Source organism: Ruegeria sp. BA2, from assembly GCF_056539605.1.
On record NZ_JBQFVE010000001.1, the window covers coordinates 905084 to 919664 of the forward strand.

The window sequence follows — 14581 nt, forward strand, 5'->3', positions numbered from 1 at the left end:
TATGTAGGTTCTAACGCTTGTCGGAACCTTGCAATTTCGGTGCAGTCAATAAATTATCCCTAGCAATTCAGTCATATTGACCGCACAGACCGGAGTATCGCACTTGTCCCTATTCCTTATCGCGGCCCTTCCCTTCCTCGGAGCTGTATTTCCAGCCCTGCTGATCCGGGCAGGACGTAACGCAGCAGCATCAGCGGCGGGGTTGACCACATTCCTGGCATTGATGGGCTTGTTGATTCACATCCCCAGCGTCATGCGAGGTGATGTGGTGACCGCGCGGTTCGACTGGATTCCGGGTCTGGGACTGAACGCGAATTTCATGCTTGACGGTCTGGGGTTCCTATTTGCCTTGCTGATCCTGGGGATCGGTCTCCTGATCATTCTCTACGCCCGGTTCTACCTGTCACGCGAAGATCCGATGGGCCAGTTCTACACGTATCTGCTGCTGTTTCAGGGCGCTATGGTCGGGATTGTCCTGTCCGATAATATCCTTCTTCTGCTTATATTCTGGGAACTTACATCGCTAAGCTCATTCCTTCTGATCGGGTATTGGAAGCACCTTCCCGAAGGGCGGCAAGGTGCGCGCATGGCGTTGGCAGTGACCGGCTCGGGTGGTTTGGCAATGATTGCGGGGATGCTGATCCTCGGCAATATCGTGGGCTCATATGACCTGAGTGTCATTCTTCAGAACAAAGAGGTGATCCAGGCCTCACCCTACTATCTGCCCGCTTTGATCTTGATCCTTCTAGGCTGTTTCACCAAATCAGCGCAGTTCCCATTCCACTTCTGGCTGCCTCATGCCATGGCGGCGCCAACGCCGGTTTCGGCCTACTTGCACTCGGCCACCATGGTTAAGGCAGGTCTGTTCCTAATGGCGCGGATGTGGCCGGTTCTGGCAGGTACAGAGGCGTGGTTCTACATCGTTGCCACAACCGGCTTGATCACCATGCTGCTGGGCGCGGTGATTGCGCTATTCAAGGACGATCTAAAGGCACTGCTGGCCTTTTCGACGGTCTCCCACCTGGGATTGGTGACCATGCTCTTGGGCTTTGGCACCAAGTTCGCGGCCGTTGCTGCCGTGTTCCACATCATCAACCACGCGACATTCAAGGCGGCCTTGTTCATGACCGCTGGGATCGTCGACCACGAGACCGGAACGCGCGACATCAAACGGCTGGGTGGTTTGCGGCATCTGATGCCGATTACTTTCACCATCGGTACTATCGCTGCGCTATCGATGGCAGGCCTGCCTCCACTGAACGGGTTCCTGTCGAAAGAGATGATGCTTGAGGAAACGGTCCACACGACCTGGCTGAACTCGCATTATTTGGTACCTGGCCTTGCGCTATTCGCGGCGCTGTTCTCGGCGGCGTATTCTTTCCGTTTCGTGAGCCATGTGTTTCTGGGCCCCGAGCGTGACGATTATCCTGCGCACCCGCATGACCCACCGGTCGGGCTATGGCTGGCTCCGGCCTTCCTTGTCGTGCTGGTTGTTCTGATCGGTCTTTATTCGGCGGCAATCGTCGGTCCGCTGGTCGCCGTTGTCGCCAGTGCGGTGATCGGGGGCGAGAAGCTGCCCTATTACTCGCTGAAACTGTGGCACGGCTTTACGCCTGCGCTTTACATGTCAATCGTCGCAACGCTTGGCGGTTTGTTCTTGCTATCGCTGCACAAACGTGGAGATCAGATCTGGAACGCCCTGCCCCGTCCCGAGGCAAAGGTCATCTTTGAAGCAATCATCGAGGCGTTGACCCGCGCAAGCCGCTGGATCACGGATGAACTACATAACGGCGTGCTCAGTCGCTATGCGATCATCTTCGTCGCATTCACCGTCGGGCTTGGCTATTACGCCTACTCCACAGGCACGATTGGTGTTGAAACGCGCGTGCCCTTGCCGGCGCAGATCATCCCGATCATTGGCTGGATCTGTCTGGTGGGCGCGACGCTGGCGATCATGTGGTTCCACCGCAACCGCCTGCTTTCTCTGGTGCTGATCGGTGTAGTCGGCCTGATCGTTTCGATGGCGTTCAACTATCTCTCGGCCCCTGATCTGGCGCTGACACAAATCTCGGTCGAAGTGGTAACGATGATCCTGTTGTTGCTGTCGCTGAACTTCCTGCCAACCGAGACACCGTGGGACAGCAGCGCGGCGCGGCGCTGGCGCGATGCGGCGATATCGGTTGTTGCCGGGATCGGCTCGGGCGCGTTGATCTATGCGCTGATGATGCGGGACTTTGCCTTCCCGACGATCTCGGAGTTCCATCTGGCCAACTCGTACAAAGGTGGTGGCGGAACCAACGTCGTGAACGTGATCCTCGTCGATTTCAGGGGGTTTGATACCTTTGGCGAGATCATCGTGCTGGGGATCGCCGCACTGATCATCTATGCGCTGACCGAGGCGGTCTTGGGCACCAATGTGCGTGGTTATCTGCTGAACCGCAAACCGCATTGGCCGCAGTCAGGGGATTCACATCCGCTGATGATGGTGGTCGCCACCCGCGTGATGATGCCCATCGCGCTGATGGTGGGCGCTTACATCTTCTTCCGCGGCCACAACCAGCCCGGAGGCGGCTTTATTGCCGGCCTCATCGTCGCTATAGCCTTCCTGATGCAATACATGGCCAGTGGCTATACCTGGGCCATCGAACGACAGCGGTTCTACTATCACGGTACTATCGGCTGGGGCGTTCTGATCGCTGCGGCAACAGGAATTGGCGCATGGTTCAATGAACGCCCGTTCCTGACCAGTGATTTCGGCTATATCAACTGGCCTCCATTGGAAGAGTTCGAGTGGGCAACCGCAATCCTGTTTGATACTGGCGTATTCCTGGCGGTTCTGGGCGCGGTGATGCTAGCGCTCGACAGCTTGTCGCGGTTCGCTTGGCAACCGGGTATGGCGCAAGAGTTCCCGATGGATATCAACCCGCTGCGGGATGAACCTCAGGATGAAGACAACGAGAAGGAGCAGGCCTGATGGAAGCGCTGGTAGCCTCTGCCGTAGGCGTCATGACCGCCGCCGGGATTTTCCTGATCCTGCGCCGCCGAACTTTCCCAGTGATCCTGGGCCTGTCACTGATCACCTATGCGGTGAACGTGTTTCTCTTTGCCACCGGACGGCTAGCACTGAACGCGCCCGCCGTGCTGAACAAGTATGAAGACGTCGCCTATACCGACCCGCTGCCGCAGGCTCTGGTACTGACGGCAATCGTGATCTCATTCGGGATGACAGCGGTGATCGTGATGATCGCACTATCGGCCTATCTGTCCTCAAAAGATGATCATATCGACATGAGCGCTAGCGACAGTGTGGACGCGCCGGGAGAAGACGCATGAACCACTGGATCGTTGCGCCGATCGTCCTGCCCGCGATCCTGGCCCCGTTCATCATCATGGTCCTGCGCTATCATCTGGACTTGCAGCGCATTTTCTCGATCGCCGGTGTCGTGGGACTGCTGGGCATCGCCTTGACCATTACAGCGCAGGCGACAACCGGTGAAATTCAAGTCTATGAGCTGGGCAACTGGCCTGCTCCGTTTGGTATCGTCATGGTATTGGACAAACTGTCTGCCATGATGGTGCTGCTGACGGCGCTGCTGGCCTTGCCCATTGTGCTCTATGCCATTGGATCTGGCTGGGACGAACGGGGCAAACATTTCCACGCGCTGTTCCATTTCCAGCTTATGGGGGTCTGCGGCGCGTTCCTGACCGGTGACGCCTTTAACCTTTTCGTGTTCTTCGAGGTCTTGCTGATCGCGTCTTATGGCCTGATGACACATGCAGGCGGCTCGGTTCGGTTGAAATCGGGCGTGCAGTATGTGGCCTACAACCTGCTGGGTTCGACGTTGTTCCTGTTTGCGTTGGGAACGCTTTATGGCGTCACCGGCACGCTGAACATGGCTGATCTGGCTGTGCGCGTGGCAGAAATACCGCCAGAAGATACAGCCCTGCTACGCGTCGGAGCGGTCCTGCTGTTGCTGGTGTTCTGTATAAAGGCAGCCGTGTTGCCATTGCACTTCTGGCTACCGGCCAGCTATGCCAACGCTCCGTTACCGGTTGCAGCCCTGTTTGCGATCATGACCAAGGTTGGGGCCTACTCGATCCTGCGGGTCTATACACTGGTGTTTGGACCGGATGTTGCCGCGACAGACGGACTGGTTGGAACATGGCTACAACCCGCAGCCTTGCTAACTCTGGCTGTTGGGGCCATCGGTATTCTCGGCTCACAGCATATTGCTAGGATGGTAGCCTTCTGTGCCATTGCCTCGATGGGCACCCTTCTGATTGCGATCTCGCTGTTCGACGAAGCCGCAACAGCCGCTGCGCTCTACTACATTTTCCATTCGACACTGGCGACCGCATTGCTGTTCCTCGTCGCGGATATGGTTATGGAACGCCGAGGTGGGGCCATCTCTCCAACAGCACCCATGGCGCAATCTGGGCTGATCTCGGCCCTTTTCTTTGTCGGAGCCATTGCGATGGCGGGGATGCCACCCCTGTCTGGCTTTATCGGAAAACTGCTCGTGCTCGATGCATCACGCGGGGCACCGGATGCCACTGCGGTTTGGGCCGTGATCCTGATCGGCTCATTCGTTACCATTGTGGGACTGGCGCGCGCAGGTACGCTGATCTTCTGGAAAAGCTATGACGCGCAACTTAATGTTGAGCCCGAGCCTGCCGAGGAAGACGTCGGCCCCCAAACCGCACCAGAGCCCTATCCCGGGCTTGCATTCACATCAGTTTTTGGTGCGGTTCTTGGACTGGTGTTGCTGACGCTCTTTGCGGGTCCAGCGCTTGAATACGCCGGAGGCACCGCAGCGCAATTGTTCACACCGGATGACTACATTTCGGCCGTGCTGGGAGGGGAAGAATGATGAAGCTTCTGCACCGGATATTTCCGCACCCGCATCTGACAGCACTACTGACACTGGTGTGGGTGCTGCTGGCAAACAATGGCTCGTTGAACTCGTTGGTGTTTGGACTTCTCTTGGGGATCATCATTCCGTTCATCACCCAGCCCTATTGGCCTGATCGTCCAAAGTTGCGCAATTGGCCGATGGTGGTGGAATACATGCTGGTTGTCCTGTGGGACATCGTGATGGCCAATATCGCTGTGGCCCGGATCATCCTGTTCAAACGCGATGCAGACCGCCTACCGACTTTCGTCAGCATACCACTGGAACTGCGCACGCCCGAAGCCATCACCGTTCTGGCGGGGACCATCACCATGACACCAGGCACCGTCAGTTGCGACTTGTCCGCTCAGGGGCATTACCTTCTAGTCCACTGCCTTGACGCACCCAACCCTGAAGAGGTGCGTGACCAGATCAAGCAACGCTATGAGCGCCGCCTGAAGGAGATTTTCGAATGATCATCACCTATTCAATTTACTTTACATTTGCCTGTTTCGGCGCAGCGGTCATGATGTGCCTGTGGCGGATCATCACAGCCGAAGGGGTCGGCACCCGTGTTCTGGCCTTGGATACGATGGTGATAAATACCATCGCTTTGATGATCCTCTATGGCCTAAGTCTGGGCACCGAGATTTTCTTTGAGGCCGCGATGATCATCGCCATGCTGGGTTTCGTTTCAACGGTTGCCTATGCGCGCTTCATGCTGCGCGGCAATATCATCGAGTGAGGGCGGCATGACATTTATCTTCGAATTGCTCATCGCCTTCTTCCTGATCGTCTCGGGCATCTTCGGCTTCGTCGGCTCATTTGGCATGATCAAACTGAAGGACCCGATGTCCCGACTGCACGCTCCAACCAAGGCAACGACGTTGGGCGTGGGCGGCGTTCTTCTGGCCTCGATCGCGCATTCGGTCCTGCTTGAGGGGAAACTGTCGCTGCACGAGCTGCTAATCACGTTGTTCCTGTTCCTGACGGCTCCGATCACGGCCCTGTTCATTGCCAAATGGCATATTCACCGCCATGAAAAGCCCAGCGATCTGCCGGATGCGGGCGAGGATGAGCTTTGGGCCACCCACGCCGTCGAGCAGGTCGAAGACGTCCCGGACCACAGCACGAACTGAGACCCATGCATACACCTCCGCTGCCCCTGACCCGTGATCTGGTTCTGATTGGCGGAGGCCACACCCACGCACTGCTGCTGCGCAAATGGGGTATGAACCCTTTGCCTGGTGCACGAGTCACCGTGATCAATCCCGGCCCCACTGCGCCCTATTCCGGGATGCTACCGGGTTTTGTCGCCGGGCACTACAAACGGTGGGAGCTGGATATCGATTTGGTCAGATTGGCACGGTTTGCCGGTGCGCGCGTTATTCTGGGCGCTGTCGACGGGATAGACCCGGATAAGCGACTTATCCACGTGCCAGGACGTCCGCCTGTAGCGTTTGATGTGGCCTCGGTCAATGTCGGGATCACATCTGATATGCCTGCCGTGAGTGGATTTGCCGAACACGCGGTTCCAGCCAAACCTCTTGGCCCCTTTGCGGCCCGATGGGAGGAATATCTTGCCGAAACCGGGCCAGCCTCGGTCGCTGTGATTGGCGGCGGTGTCGCGGGTGTCGAACTTGCAATGGCGATGGCCCATGCCCTGCGGTCCAAAGGACGCAAAGCTCGGGTCACATTGATCGACAACTCAACGGTTTTGACTGCCACAGTCCCAAAGGCCTCCGCCACCATCCGACAGGCAATGCAGCGCCTCGGTGTCGAGGTTTTGGAAAACACGACGATCCAGAAAATTGAGGCGGGACAGATCCAGCTAGATGATGGCGGTCAAATACAGGCCGATTTCATCACAGGCGCGGCGGGTGCGCGGCCCTATGACTGGTTGGCCGAATGTGGGATCGCACTGCACGAGGGCTTCATCAAAGTAAATGCAGACCTACAGTCGAGCGATCCCGCAATTTTCGCGGCAGGAGACTGTGCGCATCTGTCCGATAACCCACGCCCCAAAGCCGGGGTCTATGCAGTGCGCGAAGCGCCTGTCCTTTATGACAACCTGCGCACAGCGCTTGGGGCCGGGAAAATGCGGCGCTATGTGCCGCAGAAGGATTATCTGAAACTGATTTCGCTGGGGGGAAAGTCCGCTCTGGGTGAACGATTTGGAACTTCGTTCAGCGGACCACTGATGTGGCAATGGAAAAACCACATCGACCAAAAATTCATGAACCGGTTTCGCAACCTGCCCCATATGCCCACCCCTGCTTTGCCTCGACAACACGCGGCAGGTCTGCAAGAGACACTTGGGGAAAAGCCAATGTGCGGGGGATGTGGCGCCAAGATTGGCCGAAGTGCTTTGCAAGCAGCATTGCAGGAATTGCCGCGATTAGATCGGTCGGACATCACTCCGCTGCCCGGTGACGACGCGGCGCTGCTGAAAACTGGTAGCGTGCGCCAGGTTATGACCTCGGATCATCTGCGCAGTTTCATCGATGACCCTGCTCTAATGACGCGTATTGCCGCCGTTCACGCGCTTGGCGATATCTGGGCGATGGGCGCAGAGCCTCAGGCTGCGACGGCGACAATCATCCTGCCACGGATGTCGGCGGAGCTGCAGCAACGGACAATGGCCGAGATCATGCAAGTCGCAAGCGATGTCATGCACAAGGCCGGGGCTGAAATTGTTGGTGGCCATAGCTCGATGGGTGACGAATTGACCATTGGCTTCACGTTGACCGGAATCTGTGAGGCCGAGCCGATAACACTAAGCGGTGGAAAACCCGACGATGCGCTGATCCTGACAAAGCCTTTGGGAAGCGGCGTGCTTATGGCTGCCGAAATGGCGGGAAAGGCCAAAGGGACTTGGGTCGCCGCGGCAATTAACGAGATGGTACAGCCGCAGGGCGATGCATCGCGCATCTTACGCAATGCCCACGCGATGACCGATGTCACCGGATTTGGTTTGGCAGGCCATCTGCAAGGCATCTGCGATGCGTCGAGTTGCGGGGCGATGCTGTCTCTAAGCTCCATCCCGATCATGACGGGTGCGGAAGAACTAAGCGATCAGGGCATCCGATCCACGATTTACGTCGATAACCGAGCCATAGTTCCGGGCCTTCCAACCGGAGGCAAAGCAGAACTTCTGTTCGATCCCCAGACTGCGGGGGGGCTTTTGGCTGCTGTTGATCCCGAGGACGCCGAGCGGTTTTGCTCGGAACTGCGCGCAGAGGGTTATCCGGCGGCCATAATTGGTCAGCTCACCCAAACTCCTGGCTTACGCGTTCAAAGCTGATCCAACGCATTCGCGATCCGCGTAGCAGTCGCTGAAAGCCCAGCGTCATCAAGAGACTGCGCGTGAACCTGAGCCACCACATCGGCACGCTGCGCCTTGCGCGATTTGGCGTAGGCCGGATCATAGTGCTGCTCCATCAATGCTTTTGTAAGCCCGGGCTTATCCCCGGTGTCGATTAATTCCAGCCAACCATCGACGACCTCGTGCCCACGGTGAAACCGCAAAGGCGACAGCCGATCACGCAGCCGTTCACGGTCCGAAAGGATATCGTCGTAAGCAGAGACCAGATAGGTCGTGCGCGCATCGATTGGTGCGGTGATCTGTATGCGGGGTGCTGAACACAATTCGGACCAGAGGCTGGGTGGCAGGATAAGGCTGCCTATCTTGGACGATTCCGCCTCTACGACGACCGGCTGTGCAACGTCAAACCCGCTCAAAGCAGCGGCGATCGCTGATTCAAACGCCTTTTGGCTTGGTTGACCACCCGGCATCTCTCCCAACAGCGATCCTCGGTGATTTGCGAGCCCCTCAAGGTCCAGAACCTGAACGCCCAGCGCTTGCAAATGCGCCAGCAGTTCGGTTTTGGCGGTGCCTGTGTAGCCATCCAGCGCGACCAACTGATAAGGCAGCGCATCATCATACAAAAACCGTTTTACCAGCCGCCGATAGGAGCGATACCCTCCATCGATTACTTCGGCGCGCCAGCCGATTTGCTGCAGCATCCAGCTAAACGAGCCTGACCGTTGCCCGCCGCGCCAGCAATAGACCAGCGGTTTCCAGTCGCCCTCATGATGACTGAGGTGTTTCTCAATATGGTCAGCCGCATTACGGAACACCAATGCGGCACCCAGTTTACGAGCAAGAAATGGGCTTTCCTGCACATAGATTGTGCCAACCCGCGCGCGTTCTTCATCGTTTAGAACTGGCAGATTGATGGCACCCGGTATGTGGTCTTCGTTGAACTCGGCCGGGCTGCGCACGTCGATAATCGTATCAAACGCATGGCCGTAGAACTGCGGCAAGCTGGAAACGTTTTGAACCATTTCAGCGGTCTATCGTGTATGTTGTTGGAAGAAAAGCCAGATAGACCTTGATGAGTTTTCACTCGTGGCAACTTGTGATGTCTCTACATTGGGCCAATGCCTACCGGTGGTATTTGTAGGTATCTCTGAATAAAGAAGGCCGCCCCGAAAGGCGGCCTCGTTGCTTTCAAGATCGCATCATTTCTGTTTGATGCGCCCGTCCACGTAGGGTAGGTATGGTGCGTTTTCGGCAAGGTATTCAGCGGTCACATCCGCCAGATCGGGGCCGAAATCATAGGCGTTTTTATCATCACCCGAGAATACGCTGTAACCGTCACCGCCATTGCGGACATAGTTGTTTGTGACGACCAGATAGGTCGCTGCCGGGTCGATAGGCTCAAACCCGTCACCATTGGCAACCATGACTTCGACGATGCGGCCTTCATTCGGGGCAACTGAGGGGTCCCAGGTAAAGGTCATGCCAGCCACCTGCGGGAAACGACCTTTGACTTCCTCGACCTGGCTCACACCATTTTCAAGCGCATCGATGACGCCCTGCCCGCTGATCTCAAAGGTCGAAAGCGTATTCTGGAATGGCAGAACTGTCAGAACTTCGCCCATAGTCACCTCGCCCTCGTCGATCGAGGCACGCAGCCCGCCCGAGTTGGCAATCGCTATCTGTGCTCCTTGATCTGCAACACGCGCAAGCATCGCGTCCGCGACCAGATTGCCCATCTCGCATTCCTGAACACGGCAGATATCGCGAGAGCCTTCGATAGCAGCGCCCGAATTGGCCACGACGCGCTGTTTCATCTCTTCAATCGGGGCACCCATTTCAGCGACACGCGCTGCGATATCTGCGTCTGGCGTAACCGAGGCATCCAGCAGGATCGGCTCACCCTCTGCCGAAATCAGGTTGCCGTCATCATCAAATGTCAGCGTGATTTCACCCAGGTATTTAGAATACGCATAGGCCTGAACCACCGGCACATCGCCCACCATTGTCGGATAGGCGCCTGCGGCGTCCTCATTTGTGTTCGACAGCAGTGTGTGCGAGTGGCCGCCAACCACGAGATCCAGACCCGGCACTTTCTCAGCGATCTCGATATCTTTTGCCAGGCCCACATGGGTAAGCGCGATAATGATGTTCACGCCTTCATCTTGCAGAGCTGCAACGTCCGCCTGCAAACTTTCGATCTCATCCTGAAAGACGACATCTTTGCCGGGGCTCGAGGTTTCGACTGTATCCGTCGCCAGTGCCGAGATGATGCCCACTTTCTGGCCGCCAACGTCCAGCACAACGTGGTTCTCCACTTTGCCTTTCAGCTCTGCCGACGATGACAGATCCAGATTGCCCGACACCACGGGGAAACTGACCGCATTGATGAAAGCGGCCAGACCTGCCGGGCCGTCATCAAATTCGTGGTTGCCAACTGCCATCGCGTCATAACCGATGGCTTCCATGAACTCAGCTTCGGCGGCACCCTTGTAGGTGGTGTAGAACAGCGAGCCCTGGAATGGATCGCCTGCATCAAGCAGCAGAACATTTTCATCAGCCAGTTCGCCGCGCTTTGCATCCACAATGGTCTTCAGACGCGCAACGCCACCAAAGCATTTACCTTCCGCCTCTCCTTCAGCGTCACAGGTCGAATCGTATTTGTTGATCGATTCGATCCGGCTGTGAATGTCATTGGTATGCAGAATCGTTAGCTTGTATTCGGCAGCGGCCATACCTGCGGTCAGGCCCAATACGGCTGCTGAGGCAAGAAAACGGGTGAACATCTTATTACTCCCTATCGTTGATTGCGGTGATCGTGCGCCGTGCATCGCAAAGAGTCAAAGGGGGAAATCCGGCTTGATTCCATCGTCCGCGCGGGGCATCAGACCGATATGCTGATTTACAAGATATTCCGGGCCGATGAATGGGCCAAATTGCAGGCAAACGGTGCCACGAACGGTGCGCCGATTGATGTAAGCGACGGGTTCGTCCACTTCTCAACCGCCGAACAAGCAGCCGAGACAGCCGCCAAACATTTTTCTGGTGTCGAAGGGCTTACCTTGCTGGCTTGTGACGCAGACGCGATGGGAGATGACCTGAAATGGGAGGTCTCGCGTGGTGGTGCGCTCTTCCCTCATCTCTACCGCCAGATTCGCATGTCTGACGTGCTCTGGTCTAAGGATCTGCCCTTCGATGGGACGGTCCACCTGTTCCCGGCGGAGATGAAATGACCCGTTACGTCGATCCCGAGCGTGACCAATTTGAAGCGTTCAAGACCTTCGACCGGGATCATCCGATCGAGATGCTCAATCTGGTAAAGTTTCGTAGAGCGGCTCAGTATCCTTCCGATCACCCATTGGCCGATGCCGGACTTACCGGCGCGCAGGCCTATCACAACTATGGGTCCGAGACCACGCCCATAGTCGCCCGTATCGGTGCGTCGATCCTTTGGCGCGGCACTTTTCAGACAACTCTGATCGGTCCGCAGGATGAAGCTTGGGATGAAGTGTTCATTGCCCGCTATCCCACTGCTCACGCATTTCTGGAAATGGTGACTGACCCAATCTATCGCGCTGCGGTCATACACCGACAGGCCGCCGTTGAAACCTCGCGCTTGATCCGCTGCGCGCCAACAGAAGGTGGGGATTCCTTCGGATGAAACTGACCGAGAAACTGGGGCTGGCCGCATTGCACCGCCTTGATCCTGAAACCGCACATAGGCTTTCGATCAAGGCTCTGACCTCGGGCCTTGCCCCGACACCGGGGCCGGTCACATCGGATCGTTTGAAAACAAAAGTCGCAGGTCTGGATTTGCCCAACCCTGTCGGCCTCGCTGCAGGGTTCGACAAGAACGGTGAGGCCTTGGGCCCGCTCTCGCGCGCAGGGTTTGGGTTCATCGAAGTCGGTGCCGTTACGCCCCGCCCGCAACCCGGCAATCCAAAGCCGCGCCTGTTTCGCCTGACCGAAGATCGCGCTGCGATCAACCGCTTCGGGTTCAACAACGAAGGGATGGAGGTCATGGCCGGGCGTCTCGCCCACCGCCCCAAGGACGCGGTGATCGGGTTGAACCTTGGCGCAAACAAAGACAGTGACGACCGGCCCGGAGACTTTGCCGAAGTGCTCGCCCATTGTGCCGCGCATTTGGATTTTGCCACGGTCAATGTCTCATCACCCAACACCGAAAAACTGCGTGACCTGCAAGGCAAATCGGCGTTAACTGCATTGCTGAACGGTGCGATCGAAACCCGAAACGCTCTGCCCCGTCCAATTCCCATCTTCCTGAAGATCGCACCGGATCTGACTGAGGCGGAATTGCGGGACATCGCCGAGGTCGCCCGCGAAACCGGCGTGGACGCAGTGATCGCCACAAACACCACCCTGTCCCGCGACGGCTTGAACAGCACGCACAAGGATCAGGCCGGTGGTTTATCCGGCGCACCATTGTTCGAGAAATCGACCCGAGTGCTGGCACAGCTAAGCCAGTTGATCGGCGAAGACATCCCATTGATCGGGGTTGGCGGCGTCAGCACTGCCGAACAAGCCTATGCCAAAATCTGCGCCGGCGCTTCGGCAGTGCAGTTCTACACGGCGATGGTCTATGGCGGCATCTCACTTGCCGCTGAAATCCCAACAGGTCTGGACGCATTGTTGGCGCGAGATGGTTTCGCTTCGGTCGCAGAAGCCGTGGGCAGCAAAAGAGAGGACTGGTTATGATCGAGTACTGGCACAATCCACGCTGCTCCAAATCCCGTACCGGGCTGGCGTTGCTGCAGGAAAACGGCGTTCAGCCTGATATTCGCAAATATCTCGAAGATGCGCCTAAGGCTGACGAAGTCCGTGCTGTGCTGGCCAAGCTGGGTATTCCGGCGATCGCTATGATGCGGACCGGTGAGAAGACGTTCAAAGAGTTGGGTCTGACCAAAACATCACCCGATGACGTACTGATCCAGGCCATGGCCGATCACCCAATCCTGATCGAACGTCCCTTGGCCATCGCAGGCGACAAAGCAGCGATTGGACGCCCGCCGGAAAACCTGCTGGATTTACTTTAAACGACCTGCGCCTCGAGTTTTAGATAGCGCCAGCCCAGCGTGACACCGCGCGTGATGTTCAACACCATCAGCGCGGCCCAAAGGCCGTGATTACCCATGCTCGGCACCAATACGAACAGGGCCACCACATAGATCGCGACCGACTGGATCATCGCGTTGCGCATGGCCCGCGTCCAGGTCGCGCCGATATAAATACCGTCGAACATCCAGCTTGCGACCCCGATAACCGGGGCTAACGCGGCCCAAAACAAGTATTCTCGCGCAGTCATGCGCACCTCGGGTGATGTTGACATTAGGTCAATCAGCGCAGGACCGACCAGATAGAACACGAGCCCAAGCCCGACCGCCCCACCTACGCCCCATTGCGAAGCCATCACCGACGCGCGCCTGACTTTTTGCCGATCCCGCGCACCAACGGCACCGCCAACCAGCGCCTCGGCAGAAAAAGCAAAACCATCCAATGCAAAGGCTGTGATTTCCAAAAACTGTAAAAGCACCTGATTGGCCGCCAAATTCACGTCACCCAGATCAGACCCTACAAACAGAAAAGTAGTGAAGGCCCCGGTCAGCAGGACCGAGCGTACCATTATATCCCCGTTTACCTGCATCATCCGACGCAAACGTGTTGGATCAAATATTCGCGGCCAATCCCGCCATTGTTTGCCTCCAAACGCGTCGCTGCAAAGCCAAAGACCCAACGCTAAGCCCGTCCATTCTGCGATCAGAGTCGCGATGGCGACGCCTTCGACGCCCCATCCAAGACCCAGCACAAACCATAGATCCAATACGATATTCAGCCCGTTCATCCAGATTTGCAGAACGAACACGCCGCGTGTGCGTTCGACGGCAATCAGCCATCCCGTCACCGCATAAAGGGCAATCGTGGCCGGAGCACCCCAGATACGAATTTCCAAATAGGCGCGAGTCAACGACTCGACTTCGGCGCTGGCTGGCGAAAGCGCAAAGACCCCAAGAAAGACCCAGACTTGCGTTGCGATAAAGATCAGGCCCGCTGATCCGCCCAACAGCAATCCTCGCATCAGCAAGGCTCCGGTTTCAGCCGTATCACCCGCGCCGCGTGCCTGAGCGGCCAGCCCGGTGGTTCCCATCCGCAGAAAGCCAAAAATCCAATAGATCGCCGACAGGATTACCGCACCCATCCCCACCGCTCCGATGGGGGCTGCCTGCCCCATCTGGCCGACGACTCCGGTATCGACTGCCCCAAGGATCGGCACGGTGGCGTTCGACAACACGATCGGTACAGCGATCTTCAGAACGCGCCGATGCGTTATGGGCGCGTTGGCGTCCTCCAA

14 protein-coding genes are annotated in these 14581 nt (G+C 57.2%); 11 read left to right on the forward strand and 3 right to left on the reverse strand.

Going from position 1 to position 14581, the window contains the following annotated elements:
* Positions 1–103: 103 nt before the first annotated feature.
* From ACR0NN_RS04505 to selD, 7 genes are read left to right on the forward strand one after another with little or no spacing between them, the layout of a single operon-like run.
* On the forward strand, positions 104–2974 hold the full coding sequence (locus ACR0NN_RS04505; RefSeq protein ID WP_170720077.1) for a monovalent cation/H+ antiporter subunit A: 2871 nt from the start codon (positions 104–106) through the stop codon (positions 2972–2974).
* Positions 2974–3333, forward strand: coding sequence for a Na+/H+ antiporter subunit C (locus ACR0NN_RS04510; protein WP_170683154.1), 360 nt, complete (start codon positions 2974–2976; stop codon positions 3331–3333). The genes ACR0NN_RS04505 and ACR0NN_RS04510 overlap by 1 nt, the downstream gene beginning before the upstream one ends.
* Complete coding sequence (locus ACR0NN_RS04515) at positions 3330–4871, forward strand: monovalent cation/H+ antiporter subunit D (RefSeq protein ID WP_170720079.1); 1542 nt, start codon at positions 3330–3332, stop codon at positions 4869–4871. The genes ACR0NN_RS04510 and ACR0NN_RS04515 overlap by 4 nt, the downstream gene beginning before the upstream one ends.
* Positions 4871–5368, forward strand: coding sequence for a Na+/H+ antiporter subunit E (locus ACR0NN_RS04520; RefSeq protein WP_170720212.1), 498 nt, complete (start codon positions 4871–4873; stop codon positions 5366–5368). Before ACR0NN_RS04515 ends, ACR0NN_RS04520 begins: the two co-directional genes overlap by 1 nt.
* Positions 5365–5637 carry a K+/H+ antiporter subunit F gene (locus ACR0NN_RS04525; RefSeq protein ID WP_480683970.1) on the forward strand — a complete coding sequence of 91 codons (273 nt, stop codon included), beginning with the start codon at positions 5365–5367 and terminating at the stop codon, positions 5635–5637. Before ACR0NN_RS04520 ends, ACR0NN_RS04525 begins: the two co-directional genes overlap by 4 nt.
* A 7-nt stretch (positions 5638–5644) precedes the next feature.
* A complete protein-coding gene (locus ACR0NN_RS04530) occupies positions 5645–6031 on the forward strand; it encodes a Na+/H+ antiporter subunit G (protein ID WP_170720081.1) in 387 nt (128 codons plus the stop codon).
* A 5-nt stretch (positions 6032–6036) separates the two neighbouring features.
* Positions 6037–8196 (forward strand): selenide, water dikinase SelD, encoded by a 2160-nt coding sequence (selD, locus tag ACR0NN_RS04535; RefSeq protein WP_170720083.1) that lies wholly within the window; start codon positions 6037–6039, stop codon positions 8194–8196.
* Here selD and mnmH read toward each other — a convergent pair.
* Positions 8187–9239, reverse strand: a complete 1053-nt coding sequence (gene mnmH, locus ACR0NN_RS04540; RefSeq protein ID WP_170720087.1) for a tRNA 2-selenouridine(34) synthase MnmH — start codon at positions 9237–9239, stop codon at positions 8187–8189. The two genes, selD and mnmH, sit on opposite strands and share 10 nt — an antisense overlap.
* A gap of 177 nt (positions 9240–9416) precedes the next feature.
* Complete coding sequence (locus ACR0NN_RS04545; protein WP_170720089.1) at positions 9417–11000, reverse strand: bifunctional metallophosphatase/5'-nucleotidase; 1584 nt, start codon at positions 10998–11000, stop codon at positions 9417–9419.
* A 108-nt stretch (positions 11001–11108) separates the two neighbouring features.
* On the opposite strand from ACR0NN_RS04545, the gene ACR0NN_RS04550 reads away from it, so the two are divergent.
* Genes ACR0NN_RS04550 through arsC form a run of 4 tightly spaced genes read left to right on the forward strand, consistent with a single transcriptional unit; the run spans position 11109 to position 13268 of the window.
* Positions 11109–11447 carry a DUF952 domain-containing protein gene (locus ACR0NN_RS04550; protein ID WP_170720091.1) on the forward strand — a complete coding sequence of 113 codons (339 nt, stop codon included), beginning with the start codon at positions 11109–11111 and terminating at the stop codon, positions 11445–11447.
* A complete protein-coding gene (locus ACR0NN_RS04555; RefSeq protein ID WP_170720093.1) occupies positions 11444–11875 on the forward strand; it encodes a DUF1330 domain-containing protein in 432 nt (143 codons plus the stop codon). Before ACR0NN_RS04550 ends, ACR0NN_RS04555 begins: the two co-directional genes overlap by 4 nt.
* Entirely contained in the window at positions 11872–12930 is a 1059-nt protein-coding gene (locus ACR0NN_RS04560; protein ID WP_170720098.1) for a quinone-dependent dihydroorotate dehydrogenase, read from the forward strand. Before ACR0NN_RS04555 ends, ACR0NN_RS04560 begins: the two co-directional genes overlap by 4 nt.
* Positions 12927–13268, forward strand: a complete 342-nt coding sequence (arsC, locus tag ACR0NN_RS04565) for an arsenate reductase (glutaredoxin) (RefSeq protein ID WP_170720101.1) — start codon at positions 12927–12929, stop codon at positions 13266–13268. The genes ACR0NN_RS04560 and arsC overlap by 4 nt, the downstream gene beginning before the upstream one ends.
* Here arsC and ACR0NN_RS04570 read toward each other — a convergent pair.
* Positions 13265–14581 carry an MATE family efflux transporter gene (locus ACR0NN_RS04570; RefSeq protein ID WP_170720214.1) on the reverse strand — a complete coding sequence of 439 codons (1317 nt, stop codon included), beginning with the start codon at positions 14579–14581 and terminating at the stop codon, positions 13265–13267. The two genes, arsC and ACR0NN_RS04570, sit on opposite strands and share 4 nt — an antisense overlap.

Bases quoted from the DNA above. Each gene is read 5' to 3' on its own strand.
- ACR0NN_RS04555 (WP_170720093.1), top strand. From the start codon at position 11,444: ATGACCCGTTACGTCGATCCCGAGCGTGACCAATTTGAAGCGTTCAAG.
- mnmH (WP_170720087.1), bottom strand. From the start codon at position 9,239: ATGGTTCAAAACGTTTCCAGCTTGCCGCAGTTCTACGGCCATGCGTTT.
- ACR0NN_RS04530 (WP_170720081.1), top strand. From the start codon at position 5,645: ATGACATTTATCTTCGAATTGCTCATCGCCTTCTTCCTGATCGTCTCG.
- ACR0NN_RS04550 (WP_170720091.1), top strand. From the start codon at position 11,109: ATGCTGATTTACAAGATATTCCGGGCCGATGAATGGGCCAAATTGCAG.
- ACR0NN_RS04560 (WP_170720098.1), top strand. From the start codon at position 11,872: ATGAAACTGACCGAGAAACTGGGGCTGGCCGCATTGCACCGCCTTGAT.
- ACR0NN_RS04520 (WP_170720212.1), top strand. From the start codon at position 4,871: ATGAAGCTTCTGCACCGGATATTTCCGCACCCGCATCTGACAGCACTA.
- selD (WP_170720083.1), top strand. From the start codon at position 6,037: ATGCATACACCTCCGCTGCCCCTGACCCGTGATCTGGTTCTGATTGGC.
- arsC (WP_170720101.1), top strand. From the start codon at position 12,927: ATGATCGAGTACTGGCACAATCCACGCTGCTCCAAATCCCGTACCGGG.
- ACR0NN_RS04525 (WP_480683970.1), top strand. From the start codon at position 5,365: ATGATCATCACCTATTCAATTTACTTTACATTTGCCTGTTTCGGCGCA.
- ACR0NN_RS04510 (WP_170683154.1), top strand. From the start codon at position 2,974: ATGGAAGCGCTGGTAGCCTCTGCCGTAGGCGTCATGACCGCCGCCGGG.
- ACR0NN_RS04545 (WP_170720089.1), bottom strand. From the start codon at position 11,000: ATGTTCACCCGTTTTCTTGCCTCAGCAGCCGTATTGGGCCTGACCGCA.
- ACR0NN_RS04515 (WP_170720079.1), top strand. From the start codon at position 3,330: ATGAACCACTGGATCGTTGCGCCGATCGTCCTGCCCGCGATCCTGGCC.